This is a genomic window from Cytobacillus eiseniae (assembly GCF_017874625.1).
Classification (GTDB): domain Bacteria; phylum Bacillota; class Bacilli; order Bacillales; family Cytobacillaceae; genus Cytobacillus; species Cytobacillus eiseniae.
Genome location: NZ_JAGIKZ010000004.1, coordinates 147771 through 165223, shown reverse-complemented (window position 1 = coordinate 165223; position 17453 = coordinate 147771). Strand labels below are relative to the sequence as shown.

Below are 17453 nucleotides of genomic sequence, written 5' to 3'. Positions count from 1 at the left end.
TATAATAGAAAGGAACAGTTTGAAAGTTCTAACAACTTAATTTTAGAGAAAAAGGGGGTTTCCAATTGTTAGATCAAAAGCCATGGCTTAAAAATTATCCTGATGAAATACCTGCAACAATCTCTTTTCAAGAGCAGTCGGTTCAAGATTATTTGAAAAAAGCAGCAACAGAAAATCCAGAGAAAATCGCTATTCATTTTATGGGCAAGGAATTTACTTATAAGGAAATTTATGAATCGGCAATTAAGTTTGCTGGTTATCTTCAAGGGTTAGGAATTGGCAAGGATGATCGAGTAGCAATCATGCTTCCGAATATGCCTGCTGCTGTTATAAGCTATTATGGAATCTTAATGGCTGGCGGCATCGTTGTTCAGACGAATCCACTGTATATGGAACGGGAGCTAGAATACCAAATGAAGGATTCTGGTGCAAAAGCAATCATAACGATGGATATCTTATTTCCACGTGTAACGAAGGTGATGCCTCAAACAGATTTACAGCATGTCATTGTAACCGCTATCAAGGACTTCCTCCCATTTCCAAAAAATTTGATTTATCCATTTATCCAGAAAAAACAATATGGAATTGTTGTGAATGTCAAACATGAGGGCAATCATCATTTATTAACTGAAATTCTAAAAGAGCCGGTTCGTGGGCTGAAGGAATATGATTTTGATTTTGAAGAGGGCTTAGCATTATTGCAATATACGGGCGGCACAACAGGATTTCCTAAAGGCGTAATGCTTACTCATCGAAATCTTGTGGCTAACGCGGCAATGTGTAAGGCATGGTTATATAAGACAAAACCGGGTAATGAGGTCGTATTAGGTGTTCTCCCATTTTTCCATGTGTATGGAATGACAACCGTGTTAATTCTTTCTGTTATGGATGCGAATAAAATCGTTTTGCTCCCGAAATTTGATGCGGAGACAACGCTGAAAACCATTCAAAAACAGCGTCCAACATTATTTCCAGGCGCACCAACTATTTATATTGGATTGTTAAACCATCCGAATGTAGACAAATATGATTTGTCTTCAATTGATTCTTGTATTAGCGGATCAGCCGCACTACCAGTGGAAGTACAGCAAAAGTTTGAAAAAGTAACTGGTGGAAAGCTTGTTGAGGGATATGGTTTAACTGAAAGTTCGCCTGTCACACATGCTAATTTCCTTTGGGATCGTCCTCGTGTGAAAGGGAGTATCGGTGTACCATGGCCAGATACAGATGCTGCAATATTTTCAATGGAAAATGGAGAAGCACTTCCTCCTGGCGAAGTTGGGGAAATTGCTGTTAAAGGTCCTCAAGTAATGAAGGGCTACTGGAACCGTCCAGAAGATACGGCGGAAACATTAAGAGATGGCTGGCTCTTTACTGGTGATCTTGGTTATATGGATGAAGATGGCTATTTCTATGTTGTCGATCGCAAGAAAGATATGATTATAGCGGGTGGCTACAATATTTATCCAAGAGAAATTGAAGAAGTTCTTTATGAACATCCAGCAGTACAGGAAGTTGTTGCAGCCGGAATTCCTGATCCATATCGTGGGGAAACGGTAAAAGTATATATTGTGCTGAAAGAAGGAGCGAATGTAGAAGAGGAAGAGCTTAATACATTTACGAGAAAGCATCTTGCTGCATATAAGGTGCCAAGATTATATGAATTCCGAAGTGAGCTTCCAAAAACTGCCGTAGGGAAAATTTTGAGAAGAGCATTAGTTGATGAAGAGAAAAAGAAAATGAATGAAGAACAAGAAAAACGGGCTTAATTTAGAGACCGATTTATCGGCTCTTTATTTTTGTACGAAATAGCTTGTCCTATTTTAGAAAGAAATCAACTATAATCATCGTTCGTTTCTTGACAGAAATGAATTGTACTACTATTATAAAATTATGAATGACGATTCATTCATTAATCAAAATAGAATATGTATTTCGCTTTTAATAAGCAGTATATGTTTGGTCGGGTTGCTCCCGATTTTTTCTTGGAGGAGGAACAGATTGAAAAAGAATAAACCAAAATATCATCAAATTATTGATGCGGCAGTCATTGTGATAGCTGAAAATGGCTATCATCAGGCGCAAGTATCAAAGATAGCTAAGCAGGCTGGTGTAGCTGATGGAACAATTTATTTATATTTTAAAAATAAAGAAGATATACTTATCTCTCTCTTTCAAGAAAAAATGGGTAATTTTGTTGAAATGATTGAAGAAAAAATTGCAGGAAAAGAAACAGCTGCAGAGAAACTTTTGATGATGGTGGAAACCCATTTTTCAATTCTCTCAAACGATCAGCACCTCGCAATTGTAACACAGTTAGAGCTCAGACAATCGAACAAGGATTTACGTCATAAAATTAATGCAGTATTAAAGGGGTATCTTTCTTTAATTGAGCAAATATTAATAAGCGGGATAGAAAGTGAAGAATTATCTTCAGAGCTTGATGTTCGATTGGCACGTCAAATGATTTTTGGTACGATGGATGAGACGGTTACAACATGGGTGATGAATGAGCAGAAATATGACATTACTGCTCTATCAGGTCCGGTTCACCGCCTTCTGCTTAATGGTTGCAGGAATTAAGACAAGAATTGGCTCCTCGTTCAGTCACGTATGTTCGTACGAATAGAATAGGATCATTGTAAGGAAGTTACTGGTTCTGACACTCGAGGAGCATAGCAGCCTGTACTAAATATTAAGAAAAGCGAATACAAAAATGAGGGGGATTGAAATGGAATATTTAAAATGGTCCTTTCAGGATTTGGTTGCGACGATAACGATTGATCGACCCCCAGCAAATGCTCTTTCTTCAGGTGTACTGAAAGAGTTATCTGCTGTACTAGATGAAATGGAAGCAAATAATGAAATTCGCGTGATATTAATTCACGGAGAAGGACGATTTTTTTCAGCTGGTGCTGATATTAAAGAATTCACTACGATTGAAACTGGTAGTGAATTTGCCAAGCTTTCTACATATGGTCAAGATCTTTTCGAACGGATGGAAAGATTCCCAAAACCAATCATTGCAGCCATTCATGGTGCTGCACTCGGTGGCGGCTTAGAACTAGCAATGGGTTGCCATTTTAGATTAGTAGCAGATAATGCTAAGCTTGGTCTGCCTGAGCTACAGCTTGGACTAATTCCTGGATTTGCGGGAACACAACGTCTGCCTCGTTTTGTTGGGACAGCAAAGGCGGCGGAAATGTTATTTACAAGTGATCCGATTACAGGGCTAGAAGCAGTTCAATTTGGCTTAGCTAATCATGCTTATCCTGAAGGTGAGCTTCTAGAAAACGCTTATAATATGGCAAAGAAAATTGCCAAGAAAAGTCCTGTTTCGATTAAAGCAGCAATTGAATTGTTAAATTATTCTAAAACAGATAAGTTTCAAGCTGGTGTGAAAAGAGAAGCGGACCTATTTGGAGATGTATTTGTTTCTAATGATGGAAAAGAAGGCATTGCTGCCTTTATTGAGAAAAGAGAGCCAAACTTCACAGGAAAGTAATTTTTAAAAATTTATTATCAATGAGTCTAGTAATCTATTATAATAGAATGAAAGGGGTTTCTTTCCCCTTTTTTATAAAATCAATATAGAATAACTTTGGAGTTAGAGAATTGTCTAGCTCCATCGCCTACCCCCTCGAGGTCGCAAGCCAACCCTCACAATAAAGGTAAAGAACACCTTTTTTGTGAGGCTCGTCTTGCGCTTGTCGGGGGTGATCAAGGCGCTTGCGCTTTTCTTGCAAGAAATTATCATAATCTTTCGAAGTGGTGAAATGTTTCTATTTATCACTATCTAGCATTTAGGAGGGAAATCATGAACATCTATGTTTTAATGAAAAGAACCTTTGATACGGAAGAAAAGATCACAATTTCAGGTGGACAAATAAATGAAGACGGTGCTGAATTCATCATCAATCCTTATGATGAATATGCAATCGAAGAAGCCATTCAAGTGCGTGATGCACAAGGTGGAGAGGTTACAGTCGTGTCTGTAGGTACAGAAGAAACAGAAAAACAACTGCGTACTGCATTAGCTATGGGTGCAGATAAAGCAGTCTTAATTAATACAGAAGATGATTTAGATTATGGGGATCAATTCACAACAGCAAAAATTCTTTCTGAATTCTTAAAGGATAAAGAGGCAGATCTAATTATTGCAGGAAATGTAGCGATTGATGGCGGATCAGGTCAAGTAGGGCCGAGAGTAGCTGAATTGCTTAACATTCCTTATGTGACAACAATTACTAAGCTTGAAATTGATGGCAGCAACGTAACAGTTGTTCGTGATGTAGAAGGGGATTCTGAAGTAATCGAAACGACACTTCCACTTCTTGTAACAGCTCAGCAGGGCTTAAATGAACCTCGTTATCCATCATTGCCAGGAATCATGAAAGCAAAGAAGAAGCCACTTGATGAATTAGAGCTTGATGATCTAGATCTTGATGAAGATGATGTTGAAGCAAAAACAAAAACAATAGAGATTTATTTACCGCCACAAAAAGAAGCAGGAAAAGTACTTGAAGGTGAATTAGCAGATCAAGTAAAGGAACTTGTTAATCTTCTTCATACAGAAGCAAAAGTAATCTAAAGTGAAATATTCAAGAATATGAACACAGGGGGTAAGACTCGAATGGCTAGAAAAATAGTAGTATTAGGCGAAGTTCGTGATGGAGCACTACGTAATGTTTCTTTCGAAGCAGTAGCAGCAGCAAAAGCAGCTGCGGAAGGCGGAGAAGTTGTAGGTATTTTGATTGGTGATTCAGTTCATGCTTTAGGTGCTGATTTAATCCATTACGGTGCTGATCGAGTTGTAACAGTTGAAAGTGATAAATTAAATCAATATACTTCTGACGGCTATTCGCAGGCGTTAATGGCTGTTATTGATGCAGAAAAACCAGAAGGACTCGTGTTCGGTCATACATCTTTAGGTAAAGACCTTGCTCCTAAAATTGCTGCAAAGCTAGATTCAGGTCTGATTTCAGATGTTACCAGCTTAGAACAAGCAGGTGGAAACTTAGTTTTCACTCGTCCGATCTATTCTGGTAAAGCATTTGAGAAAAAGATTGTCACAGATGGCTTAATTTTTGCAACGATACGTCCAAATAACATCAGTCCATTAGATAAAGATGAAACAAGAACTGGTGAAGTCTCGTCATTGTCTGTCGATGTGAAGGACCTTCGTACAATTATTAAAGAAGTCGTGCGCAAAGCAACTGAAGGGGTCGATCTATCTGAAGCAAAGGTCGTCATTGCTGGGGGCCGCGGTGTTAAGAGTGAGGAAGGATTCGAACCGTTAAAAGAGCTTGCAACTTTACTTAATGGAGCAGTAGGTGCTTCTCGTGGTGCTTGTGATGCAGATTATTGCGATTACTCACTGCAAATTGGTCAAACAGGTAAGGTAGTAACGCCTGATCTTTATATTGCATGTGGAATTTCAGGAGCGATCCAGCATCTTGCAGGAATGTCTAACTCAAAAGTAATCGTTGCCATTAATAAAGACCCAGAAGCTAATATTTTTAAAGTAGCTGATTATGGCATCGTTGGCGATCTCTTTGAGGTTGTGCCAATGTTAACTGAAGAGTTTAAAAAAATAGTTGTAAATGCATAAGAATAACGGAGCGGGCGGCAAATAGCTGCTCGTTTTTATGTAGATGTTTAATATTTGATTAAAGTGAAACAAGTCATGTCCCTTCCAGTTTGTTCGGTGATGACCAAAGCGCTTCCGCTTTTCATTGTCTAGCTCCAGCGCTTATCACCTACCAAACTTCAGTGCCACTCCCTGTGATAAGTCAACATCGGTTCGTTCCTCACCGTGTTTCCTTTATCTCAGTCGTGCCCCTTCCAGTTTGTCCGGTGATGACCAAAGTGCTTCCGCTTTTCTTCATGTATACAAAGCTGATTGAGGGGGAAATTATTATTTGAGGCAAATAGATAGCATGATTACATAAACGATGGTATACTGTCGTTAGAATTTTAGTTGAAATTAGGAGGCATATAAATATGGCTATTACTAATGTTACAGATCAAAACTTTACGAATGAAACAGGTTCAGGCACAGTGCTTGTAGATTTTTGGGCTCCTTGGTGCGGACCTTGCAAAATGATTGCTCCTGTACTTGAAGAAGTTGATTCTGAAATGAGCGATAAAGTAAAAATCGTAAAGCTTGATGTAGATGAGAATCAAGAAACAGCAGGGAAATATGGAGTAATGAGCATTCCTACTTTACTAGTATTCAAAGATGGCGAAGTAGTAGATAAAGTTGTTGGTTTCCAACCGAAAGAAGCACTTGTTGAATTACTTAGCAAGCACGCATAAAATAATTTTGATCTAATTAAAATCCTCGGCTTTATTTAAGCCGAGGATTTTTGTATGATCAACTTAAGAGATACTTCGGGAGGTGACAGCCAGATGAATGATACGATTAAAAATAAGCTTATGCTCTTACCCGACCAGCCAGGCTGTTATTTAATGAAAGATCGTCAAGGAACGATCATTTATGTTGGAAAGGCAAAAGTATTAAAAAATCGGGTGAGGTCTTATTTCACTGGTTCACATGATGGCAAAACATTGAGGCTTGTGAATGAAATTGAGGATTTTGAATATATTGTGACCTCGTCGAATATGGAAGCACTCATTTTAGAAATGAATTTGATCAAAAAGCATGATCCAAAATACAATGTCATGCTTAAAGACGACAAAAGCTATCCATTCATTAAATTAACGGCAGAAAGACATCCAAGACTAATTACAACGAGAAAAGTGAAAAAGGATAAAGGGAAATACTTCGGTCCGTATCCGAATGTACAGGCTGCAAATGAAACGAAAAAATTACTGGATCGTATTTACCCATTAAGGAAATGCTCAACATTGCCTGATCGAGTCTGTCTTTATTATCATTTAGGCCAATGTTTGGCCCCATGTGTGAACGAAGTGAGTGAATTGGAATACAAAAAAATGGTAGAGGAAATTACTCGCTTTCTTAATGGGGGATATAAAGAGATCAAGAAGAATTTAACTGAAAAGATGACAGCAGCAGCGGAAGAACTTGATTTCGAAAGGGCTAAAGAGTTTCGTGACAAAATTGCCCATATTGATGCAACGATGGAAAAGCAAAAAATGACATCAACAGATCTCACAGACCGTGATGTTTTTGGCTATGCTGTTGATAAAGGCTGGATGTGTGTACAAGTCTTTTTTATTAGACAGGGAAAATTAATTGAACGAGATGTATCGATGTTTCCTATCCATAATGAGCCTGAAGAAGAAATCATGACGTTTCTCGGTCAATTTTACTTGAAAGCAAACCATTTTAAGCCCCGAGAAATCTTAGTTCCAGATACAGTAAATGAAAAGATGGCAGAGGAATTTCTAAAGGTGAAAGTATTAAAGCCGCAGCGTGGGCAAAAGAAGGATTTAGTAAAATTAGCCCATGAAAATGCGAGTATTGCTCTTCAAGAGAAATTTTCTTTAATTGAAAGAGATGAAGAAAGAACAATTAAAGCAATTGAGCGTTTAGGTGAGCAGCTAGGGATTTATACACCACACCGAATTGAAGCATTTGATAATTCGAATATTCAAGGAACAGATCCTGTTTCTGCAATGATTGTCTTTATAGATGGCAAGTCAGAAAAAAGGGAGTATCGTAAATACAAAATTAAATCTGTTCAAGGTCCTGATGATTATGATTCCATGCGGGAGGTTGTGCGCAGACGGTATACTCGCGTATTAAAGGATCATCTCCCCCTTCCAGATTTAATTATTATTGATGGTGGCAAAGGGCATGTGGAAGCGGTACGAGATGTTCTTGAAAATGAATTGAACTTAAACATTCCATTATCAGGTCTTGTGAAGGACGAGAAGCACCGGACCTCACAGCTTCTGTATGGAAATCCATTAGAAATTATTCCCCTACAAAGAAATAGTCAAGAATTTTATTTGCTCCAAAGAATTCAAGATGAAGTGCACAGATTTGCGATTACGTTCCACCGTCAGCTCAGAGGAAAGAATGCATTTCAATCGATGCTAGATGATATTCCTGGTATTGGAGAGAAGAGAAAAAAGCAGTTATTGAAATCCTTTGGTTCAGTTAAGAAAATGAAAGAAGCATCAATCGAAGATTTTACTAATATAGGCATTCCAATAAAAGTAGCAGAGGATCTATTAAAGAAATTGCAAGAATAAGATTGTTAGAAAAGGGTGAATATGCTATAATGACTGAAAATTCAATATCACTTTATAGCATGAAAGTTTGTTCGAGCAAGTTAGGACATTTGTGATTTGCGAACAGACGCTAAAGTGAAGGTAGAGGTGCGAGCTTCAATAGTAAAGGCTTTGAGAAGAATGAGCTTCTGTGAAAAGCTTTGAAAGGGAAGGTTCGCCGAAGGAAAGAAAGTCTCATCACTTTCTTTGCTGGTTTTGCATTGAATAAATGCAAGATTGTCAAGATGTATGATCTTGGAGAGCTATCTCACTGTGTGTGCGTATACTATTTACGTTTGACTCACAGCGATGGGATAGATTCTCATTGCTTTTTTCTGTTTAGGAAACGATAAATTCGCATGTTGTGTATAACTTTATAAGTAGTTTACGTCCAGCTCCAGCGCCTATCGCCTATCAAACTTCAGTACTGCTCCGCAACGATTGCGTCAAGCACGGTATCGCTATCGCTCACCGTGTTTCCTTTATCGAGAGGGGCAGTCCTTCCAGTTTGTACGGAGAGACCTTAGGCGCCTGCGCATTTATCCTTGCTTAAAAATTCAATCACATCATTAATAGAAAGAGGGAAAAACGTGGGATTAATTGTACAGAAATATGGTGGCACTTCGGTTGGAGATGCGAAGAGAATTCATAATGTGGCCAATCAGGTGATTGAAGAAAAGGAAAAAGGCAATGATGTGGTAGTTGTTGTATCCGCAATGGGAAAATCAACTGATCATCTCGTCGAATTAGCGAAAGGAATTTCAGAACATCCGAGCAGAAGAGAAATGGACATGCTGCTAACAACTGGAGAACAAATTACGATTTCATTATTAGCTATGGCATTAGCAGAGAAGGGCTACCAAGCAATTTCGTTAACGGGGTGGCAGGCAGGGATTCAGACAGAGTCTGTTCATGGCAATGCAAGAATTATTGGGATTGATCCAGACAGAGTCGAACAAGCTTTGAAGCAGGGGAATATCGTTGTAGTAGCTGGTTTTCAAGGGATAACTGAGGATGGTTCGATTTCTACTTTAGGCAGAGGAGGGTCTGATACAACAGCTGTTGCGCTTGCATCAGCTATAAAAGCAGATAAATGCGAAATTTATACAGATGTAACGGGCGTATTTACAACTGACCCTCGATATGTAAAAGAAGCTAGAAAACTATTATCAGTGTCCTATGATGAAATGCTAGAATTAGCTCATTTAGGGGCAGGTGTTTTACATCCTAGAGCTGTTGAATTTGCGAAAAATCACCAAATACAGCTAGAAGTCCGATCAAGCTTGATAAGAGAAGCGGGGACCATTATTGAGGAGGAAGTAAAGATGGAACAAAACTTAGTTGTAAGAGGAGTAGCATTTGAAGAGGATATTATGAGAATAACGATCATTGGTTTGCCGAACTCCTTGACTGGACTTTCGCGAATCTTTACTGCATTGGCCGAAAATCAGATTAATGTAGATATCATTATCCAAAGTACATTACAAGATCAATTAACCAATCTATCCTTCTCAATTAAAAGTGAGAATTTGAATGAAACAATTAAAGTGCTAGAAGAACGAAAAGATGTGTTGAAGTATGAAAAAATAGAATCAGAGGGAAATCTTGCGAAGGTATCTATTGTTGGCTCTGGCATGGCATCCAATCCAGGTGTAGCCGCTGAAATGTTTGAAGTGCTATCGATGAATCATATTGAGGTGAAAATGGTGAGCACGTCTGAAATTAAAGTATCTACAGTTATTGAACAAGACCGGATGTTAGCTGCGGTTGAAGCATTGCATGAAGCATTTAAGCTATCAGGACTGCCAGTGAATTCATAATTGGACACATGATAAAAGCCTATGGAATCATTTTGGATTCCACAGGCTTTTTTTACTGTCTAGAAAATTATAAAATCGCACGTTGTGTATAACATGTGAATAGTTTTTTCTACGTCCAGCTTCAGCGCCTATCGCCTATCAAACTTCAGTTCTCCTCCCTACGATAAGTCAACATCGGTTCGCTTACACTCACCGTGTTTCCTTTATCTCAGTCGGAGACCTTCCAGTTTGTACGGCGATGATCAAGGCGCTTCCGCTTTTGTTACGTTTTAAGAATGAATACTGTCTTTTTTATCCCATTTGACAGTAAAACGTACTTTCCCTTTTTTCTTATTCGGGTGTTCAAATGCTTCACAGATTACTTCTTTTTGAAGTTCAATTTGCTGGGCGATAAATCCTGCTTCAAGTTGAAATGTACATTGACTGTTCTCTGAATAGCGTAACTTAATTAATGGACTAAATAATTCAAGTTCCATCTCATTTTTTGATTCCTTTAAGATAGAAAGACTTCCCCAAGACGCCTTTTGGAAAAATTCAAATACGTCTTCTATTGTAGCCATTGGGTATTTACGTGCCAGTCTTTTTCCTGCCCAATATAAGATTTCTGGTGCATCACTGCCTAATATTTCTTGTAAGAGCACTTCCCTGATTAATTCATAGCCGAATATATGGACTGCTTCCGTTGTTTTTTCTTGTGATATTAATTCTGATGCTGATTCACTCAAATCATGTTCCCCACTTTCTATTATTCTTCTATTATATACAAAAGTACAGTGGTGTAGTCATTCAATCATGTGAAAAGTCATATTTTCGGGCAGGAAAATATTGCTATTTTAATATATGTAAAATAGATAGAAAATTATTGAAATAGATGGTTTATCTTTATATTTTTGTAATAGCAATATATTTTAACAATTTTATCTTTTGAGAACATTTTATGTAATCGTTTCCTTGACGCTATTTTGTGTTGGGGGTAAAATGAACATGTCACATAATTGTAAAAATAAATCGAAATCTTTTACTTGATGTTTTGGCTAAACAAGTAGATACATAATTGCTTGAAGTAAAAAAGTGAAGCCTTAACATCTTCAAAAACTAGGGGGGTAAAAAATGGCGGGTAATCGTGAGTTTTTTAATCGCAGATTGCATTCATTGCTTGGTGTTATTCCTGTTGGCTTATTTTTAATTCAACACCTTGTAGTGAATCACTTTGCAACAGGAGGAGAAGAGTCCTTTAATAAAGCGGCAGGATTCATGGAACATCTTCCGTTCCGAATCTTTTTAGAGATTTTTGTTATTTTCTTGCCATTATTATATCATGCGATTTATGGACTTTATATTGCTTTTACTGCGAAAAATAATGCTAGTAAATACGGCTTCTTCCGTAATTGGATGTTCTTAATTCAACGGATAACAGGTGTAGTTACACTTATCTTTATTACATGGCATGTATGGCAAACGCGTGTTCAAGCTGCATTTGGGGCAGATGTGAACTTCTCAATGATGGAGAATATCCTTTCAAACCCATTTATGCTTGCTTTCTATATTATCGGTGTGATTTCAACTATTTTCCATTTCTCTAATGGACTATGGTCATTCTGTGTAAGTTGGGGGATTACGATTTCTCCACGCTCACAATTGATTACAACATATGTGACGATTGCCATTTTTGTTGCATTGTCATTTGTTGGCATTCGTGCGATTTTTGCATTTGTTTAATTTAATAAACTATTAATATCGTTCGGTTTTTGGAATATATCATTTGATTTACTAATGATTAGGGAGTGACACTCGAATGGCTAAAGGTAAGGTTATCGTTGTCGGCGGCGGATTAGCTGGATTGATGGCAACAATTAAAATTGCAGAATTAGGAACCCCGGTTGAATTATTCTCTTTAGTACCAGTTAAGCGTTCTCACTCTGTTTGTGCCCAAGGTGGTATCAACGGAGCTGTTAATACAAAGGGTGAAGGAGATTCTCCGTGGATTCATTTTGATGATACGATTTATGGTGGGGATTTCCTTGCCAATCAGCCTCCTGTTAAAGCAATGGCTGAAGCTGCACCAGGAATTATTCATTTATTAGATCGAATGGGTGTTATGTTCAATCGTACACCTGAAGGTTTACTAGATTTCCGTCGTTTCGGAGGCACACAGCATCATCGTACTGCATTTGCTGGTGCGACAACTGGTCAGCAATTACTTTATGCATTGGACGAGCAGGTTCGCCGTCATGAAGTAGCTGGATTAGTAACAAAATATGAGGGCTGGGAATTCTTAGGCTCTATTATTGATGATGAGGGCATATGCCGTGGAGTCGTTGCTCAAAACTTAACTTCAATGGAAATTAAATCATTTGCAGGTGATGCGGTGATTATGGCAACAGGCGGACCTGGAATCATTTTCGGAAAATCAACTAACTCAGTTATCAATACAGGCTCAGCTGCATCGATTGTTTACCAACAAGGTGCTTATTATGCGAATGGTGAATTTATTCAAATCCATCCAACAGCGATTCCAGGAGATGATAAACTTCGTCTAATGAGTGAATCTGCTCGTGGAGAGGGTGGACGTATTTGGACATACAAGGACGGGAAGCCTTGGTATTTCTTAGAAGAGAAGTATCCAGCCTATGGAAACCTTGTTCCGCGTGATATTGCAACGCGTGAAATTTTTGATGTGTGTGTCAATCAAAAATTGGGAATTAATGGCGAAAACATGGTTTACCTTGATTTATCACATAAAGATCCACATGAGCTAGATGTTAAGCTTGGTGGCATTATTGAAATATATGAGAAATTTACTGGTGATGATCCACGTAAACTTCCAATGAAGATTTTCCCTGCTGTTCACTATTCAATGGGTGGGCTATGGGTAGATTATGATCAAATGACAAATATACCAGGGTTATTTGCTGCTGGAGAATGTGACTATTCTCAGCACGGTGCAAACCGACTTGGTGCGAACTCATTGCTTTCTGCCATTTATGGCGGAATGGTAGCTGGACCAAAGGCATTGGAGTATATTGCTGGTCTTGAAAAACATGCGGAGGATGTATCTGCTTCTGTATTTGAAGGTCACGTGAAACAGGAAGAAGATAAATGGAATAAAATCATGTCAATGGATGGAACAGAAAATGCATATGTGATCCATAAAGAACTTGGGGAATGGATGACAGATAATGTGACAGTCGTTCGCCATAATGACAGACTTCTTAAAACAGATGAAAAAATTGTTGAGTTATTAGAACGCTACCAAAATATTAACATTAATGATACTTCTAAATGGAGCAATCAAGGTGCATTCTTTACTCGTCAATTAGCAAATATGCTTCAATTAGCACGTGTAATTACTATCGGTGCATACAACCGTAATGAAAGCCGTGGAGCTCATTACAAGCCAGATTTCCCTAAACGGAATGACGAAGAGTTCTTGAAAACAACGATGGCGAAATTTGTTGATGCTACGTCTGCTCCAGCTTTCCATTATGAAGAGGTTGACACTGGATTAGTCAAGCCACGTGAACGTGATTATACAAAAAAACATTAATAGAAAGGGAGAGTAAATGATGAGTGACAAGAAAACCGTTCGCTTTATAATAACTCGTCAAGATAATCCAAATTCTGACCCTTATCAAGAAGAGTTTGAACTTGAATATCGGCCGAATATGAACGTTATTTCGGCATTAATGGCAATTCAACGTAATCCGGTAGATGTGAAAGGAAATAAGATCGCTCCAGTTTCTTGGGATATGAACTGTCTTGAAGAAGTTTGTGGTGCCTGTTCAATGGTTATTAATGGGAAGCCACGCCAATCTTGTACAGCACTAGTCGATCAATTAGAACAGCCAATTCGTTTGGAACCGATGCGCACATTCCCTGTTGTTCGTGATTTACAGGTAGATAGAAGCCGCATGTTTGATTCTTTGAAAAAAGTGAAAGCATGGATTCCAATCGATGGAACATATGATCTTGGACCAGGACCACGTATGCCTGAGCCAAAGCGTCAGTGGGCATATGAATTATCAAAATGTATGACTTGTGGTGTATGTTTAGAAGCATGCCCGAATGTGAATAGCAAATCTGACTTTATTGGACCTGCTGCATTTAACCAAGTACGTTTGTTCAATGCTCACCCAACTGGTGCCATGAATAAGGCTGAACGCTTAAATGCATTTATGGAAGACGGGGGTATGCAGGGCTGTGGAAACTCACAAAACTGTGTCCAATCATGTCCGAAAGGCATTCCAATTACAACTTCGATTGCTGCAGTTAACCGTGATGCAACATTCCAATCTTTTAAAAACTTCTTTGGAAGCGATCAAATTTAAAGCTATCTGATGATGGGTTTCCTTTTCAGATAGTAGAAAACCACATTAAGGCATGTGAAATCGTAAAAAATTTCACATGCCTATTTTTATTGTATGATCCAGTATGATAAGTGAAGTTAGCAAATAGCAGTTGAAATTGAATTGGAATGATAGGGAATTTTTTGTTGGAAAATAATATGAAGGATATTTCACTCTTGATCTAAAAAAACAATCTCATAGGAGAGTTCAATGAGACTAAAAAAGCTGAAAAAGGAAAGCAAGTATCCCATAGGAGAGCTCAATGAGACAAAAAAAGATGAAAAAGGAAAGCAAGTGTCCCATAGAAGAGTTCAATGAGACAAAAAAGCTGAGAAAGCAAAGCGAGTGTCCCATAGAAGGGCTCAATGAGACAAAAAAAGATGAAAAAGGAAAGCAAGTGTCCCATAGGAGAGCTCAATGAGACAAAAAAAGCTGAAAAAGGAAAGCAAGTGTCCCATAGGAGAGCTCAATGAGACAAAAAAAGCTGAAAAAGCAAAGCGATTGTCCCATAGGAGAGCTCAATGATTACTCACAAGCACTCATGAATTGCCCATATGTCCATGACGAAGAAAACGCCCCTCCAACATCCTCTAAACTCTTTCCTTCACAGTCGGTATCGCTCGCTCATAGGTAAACATTCTTTTCAAATAATTCAAATTACTTTATAATGTAAATAATGAATGGTTATTCATTTTATGAAAGCATGGTTGAGATGAAATGGAGGCAGAAAAGTGTCAAAAATAAGTTACATTACAGATATAGCGGAATGGGAAGAGGACTTTCAATTTTATTATGAAATAAAGGTACGCTTTTCGGAGACAGATATGTTTGGTCATCTTAATAATACCGTTCCTTTTACGTACTTTGAGATGGCAAGAATCGAATTTTTTAAGTATAAGGGATTTATGCAGGAGTGGGTAAAACCAATGAATGAAACGATTCCTGTTGTTGCAGATCTCCAGTGCGATTTCCTGCAGCAAGTATTTTTTGATGAAAATCTGAAAGTGTATGTAAAGGCGCATTCGATTGGAAAGTCATCAGTTGATATTCATTATATGGGGAAGAAGGAAGATGGCTCCATCTGTTTTACAGGTAGAGGTGCAATGGTGCAAATGTCGAAAAAAACAGGAAAAGGGGTTCCATGGTCAGATGAGAAGCGAAATTTGCTTCAAAGTAATGCGAAAGTGAATGCATAGTTGTGTAGAAGCGTGTATAGAAGCCTATTTTCCAAAATAAAAAGTTTTCCTTACAAGAATTGCAGTCACTTCGAGTCTTTGCTTGACATATGATATGGTGACTAAATATATACCCACTCCAAGGTTCATAGCTGGCGAAAGGCAAGGAGGGTTACAATACTTGAAGGAGAACGAATATACTCACAAGCCGTTACTCACCAAACGAGAAAGAGAAGTATTCGAACTGTTAGTACAAGATAAAACAACAAGGGAAATCGCTGGTGAATTATTTATAAGCGAGAAAACGGTTCGGAACCACATTTCGAATGCCATGCAAAAGCTTGGTGTTAAGGGGCGATCACAAGCTGTTGTAGAGCTCCTTCGAATGGGAGAGCTAGAACTTTAATTATGACCGGCATTCCATTTGGGATGCCGGTTGAAAATTTTTTAGTATTAGAATGGGAAAGGGATCGAATTCTCCTTGAATTTTAGTCGAAAAAAGGTGAAAATAAATGAAAATGGGGAATTGCGAAGGGGAGTTATTTCTAGTGGAGATAAAAGATGTGAGCACAATGGAAGATCATCATGTAGTTGCCGCAATTGAAAAGGAATTACGATACATATCGGGAATTATAAAGCAAAAGGGCCGTGAAATATTAAGTAATTACAAAATTACACCCCCACAATTTGTTGCCCTGCAGTGGCTATTTGAAGATGGGGATATGACAATTGGTGAGCTTTCTAATAAAATGTATTTAGCGTTCAGCACAACGACTGATCTTGTCGATCGGATGGAAAAGAATTCGCTTGTTAAACGAGTGAAAGACCCGAATGATCGCAGAGTTGTGCGCATTCACCTCCTTGAAGAGGGAGAACGAATTATTGATGAGGTTATACAAAAAAGACAGCTGTATTTAAAAGAGGTGCTCATCAATTTTTCAAGTGAAGAAGTTCAGCTTCTTAAAACAAATCTAACGAAATTACACCTAGAAATGCGCGAAGAATGAGGCGGTATGTTTGAAACAACCAATAGGAATAATTGATTCAGGTGTCGGTGGACTTACTGTAGCGAAGGAAATTATGCGCCAGCTGCCGAATGAAAATATTGTATACTTAGGGGATACAGCTCGCTGTCCTTATGGTCCTAGATCTAGTGAAGAAGTAAAGACTTTTACATGGGAACTCACTAGATTTTTGTTAACTAAAGAGATGAAAATGTTAATTATTGCCTGTAATACAGCTACTGCGGTCGTATTGGATGAGATACGTAATGAGCTACCCATTCCTGTACTAGGAGTCATTTCACCAGGAGCCCGTGCGGCTATTAAGAAAACAGTAAACCATAGAATTGGTGTAATTGGCACCGAAGGAACAATTAGGAGCAAGGCATATGAAATGGCGCTAAAACAAATTAATAGAAGAACGGTTGTTCATAGCCTAGCATGTCCAAAGTTTGTTCCACTCGTAGAAAGCGGAGAATATGCAGGCTCTTTAACGGAAAGAATTGTATCAGAAACACTTCAGCACTTTAATAATAAAAGATTAGATTCATTAATATTAGGATGCACACATTATCCACTTCTTGAACCAATTATTAGGCGTGTAATGGGGGAAGAAGTAGAAATTATTAGCTCTGGTGAAGAAACAGCAAGGGAAGCAAGTGTGATACTCTCCCATCTTCACTTGCTGAACACAAGTGAAGAAGCACCAAATCATCAATTTTTTACAACTGGTTCAAAAGAGATCTTCAAAAAAATTGCTTCCGAATGGCTTCAAATCACTTCTCCAAATGTGAATCGAATCACTCTTTAAGCCTGTTGGCTGAAGGGTTTATTTTAGAAGTGTTTGCTTCAAAGGGGATACTCAGGCAGTGTAACTATATACAAATATAAGTGGCAGTCTCTATGTCT

At 38.2% G+C, this 17453-nt stretch carries 17 protein-coding genes and 1 riboswitch; of the genes, 16 read left to right on the top strand and 1 reads right to left on the bottom strand.

The window, feature by feature from the left end:
- Positions 1-65: 65 nt before the first annotated feature.
- The 8 genes from J2Z40_RS05970 (at position 66) to J2Z40_RS05935 (ending at position 10022) form a co-directional block, all read left to right on the top strand.
- Complete coding sequence (locus J2Z40_RS05970; RefSeq protein WP_066396552.1) at positions 66-1769, top strand: AMP-binding protein; 1704 nt, start codon at positions 66-68, stop codon at positions 1767-1769.
- Between the two features lie 232 nt (positions 1770-2001).
- On the top strand, positions 2002-2583 hold the full coding sequence (locus J2Z40_RS05965) for a fatty acid metabolism transcriptional regulator FadR (RefSeq protein ID WP_066396550.1): 582 nt from the start codon (positions 2002-2004) through the stop codon (positions 2581-2583).
- Positions 2584-2731: 148 nt separating this feature from the next.
- The gene (locus J2Z40_RS05960) at positions 2732-3505 is read left to right on the top strand and encodes an enoyl-CoA hydratase (protein WP_066396547.1); all 774 of its coding nucleotides are present in this window, start codon (positions 2732-2734) and stop codon (positions 3503-3505) included.
- A gap of 312 nt (positions 3506-3817) precedes the next feature.
- Positions 3818-4591 carry an electron transfer flavoprotein subunit beta/FixA family protein gene (locus J2Z40_RS05955; protein WP_066396545.1) on the top strand — a complete coding sequence of 258 codons (774 nt, stop codon included), beginning with the start codon at positions 3818-3820 and terminating at the stop codon, positions 4589-4591.
- Positions 4592-4633: 42 nt separating this feature from the next.
- Positions 4634-5611 carry an electron transfer flavoprotein subunit alpha/FixB family protein gene (locus J2Z40_RS05950; protein ID WP_066396543.1) on the top strand — a complete coding sequence of 326 codons (978 nt, stop codon included), beginning with the start codon at positions 4634-4636 and terminating at the stop codon, positions 5609-5611.
- Between the two features lie 392 nt (positions 5612-6003).
- Positions 6004-6318, top strand: coding sequence for a thioredoxin (gene trxA / locus J2Z40_RS05945; RefSeq protein ID WP_066396541.1), 315 nt, complete (start codon positions 6004-6006; stop codon positions 6316-6318).
- A 93-nt stretch (positions 6319-6411) separates the two neighbouring features.
- Entirely contained in the window at positions 6412-8184 is a 1773-nt protein-coding gene (gene uvrC / locus J2Z40_RS05940) for an excinuclease ABC subunit UvrC (RefSeq protein WP_066396527.1), read from the top strand.
- A 113-nt stretch (positions 8185-8297) separates the two neighbouring features.
- Positions 8298-8476, top strand: a riboswitch (Lysine riboswitch).
- A 316-nt stretch (positions 8477-8792) separates the two neighbouring features.
- Positions 8793-10022: an aspartate kinase gene (locus J2Z40_RS05935; RefSeq protein ID WP_066396523.1), complete on the top strand. Its 1230-nt coding sequence runs from the start codon at positions 8793-8795 to the stop codon at positions 10020-10022.
- 269 nt (positions 10023-10291) lie between these two features.
- Here the strand turns inward: J2Z40_RS05935 and J2Z40_RS05930 are convergent, their stop codons facing one another.
- Entirely contained in the window at positions 10292-10747 is a 456-nt protein-coding gene (locus J2Z40_RS05930; protein ID WP_066396521.1) for a YslB family protein, read from the bottom strand.
- 385 nt (positions 10748-11132) lie between these two features.
- Between J2Z40_RS05930 and J2Z40_RS05925 the strand changes: the two genes are divergently transcribed.
- From J2Z40_RS05925 to racE, 8 genes are all read left to right on the top strand, one after another.
- On the top strand, positions 11133-11741 hold the full coding sequence (locus tag J2Z40_RS05925) for a succinate dehydrogenase cytochrome b558 subunit (RefSeq protein WP_066396519.1): 609 nt from the start codon (positions 11133-11135) through the stop codon (positions 11739-11741).
- A gap of 76 nt (positions 11742-11817) precedes the next feature.
- A complete protein-coding gene (sdhA, locus tag J2Z40_RS05920; protein ID WP_066396517.1) occupies positions 11818-13569 on the top strand; it encodes a succinate dehydrogenase flavoprotein subunit in 1752 nt (583 codons plus the stop codon).
- Between the two features lie 19 nt (positions 13570-13588).
- A complete protein-coding gene (gene sdhB / locus J2Z40_RS05915) occupies positions 13589-14350 on the top strand; it encodes a succinate dehydrogenase iron-sulfur subunit (protein WP_066396512.1) in 762 nt (253 codons plus the stop codon).
- Between the two features lie 280 nt (positions 14351-14630).
- Entirely contained in the window at positions 14631-14789 is a 159-nt protein-coding gene (locus J2Z40_RS05910; RefSeq protein WP_162840494.1) for a hypothetical protein, read from the top strand.
- A gap of 310 nt (positions 14790-15099) precedes the next feature.
- Positions 15100-15564: a thioesterase family protein gene (locus J2Z40_RS05905; RefSeq protein ID WP_066396510.1), complete on the top strand. Its 465-nt coding sequence runs from the start codon at positions 15100-15102 to the stop codon at positions 15562-15564.
- 160 nt (positions 15565-15724) lie between these two features.
- Complete coding sequence (locus tag J2Z40_RS05900; RefSeq protein ID WP_009333184.1) at positions 15725-15949, top strand: helix-turn-helix domain-containing protein; 225 nt, start codon at positions 15725-15727, stop codon at positions 15947-15949.
- A gap of 166 nt (positions 15950-16115) precedes the next feature.
- Positions 16116-16550: a MarR family winged helix-turn-helix transcriptional regulator gene (locus J2Z40_RS05895; protein WP_180316809.1), complete on the top strand. Its 435-nt coding sequence runs from the start codon at positions 16116-16118 to the stop codon at positions 16548-16550.
- Between the two features lie 10 nt (positions 16551-16560).
- Positions 16561-17355, top strand: coding sequence for a glutamate racemase (gene racE / locus J2Z40_RS05890; protein ID WP_066396508.1), 795 nt, complete (start codon positions 16561-16563; stop codon positions 17353-17355).
- Positions 17356-17453 lie beyond the last annotated feature (98 nt).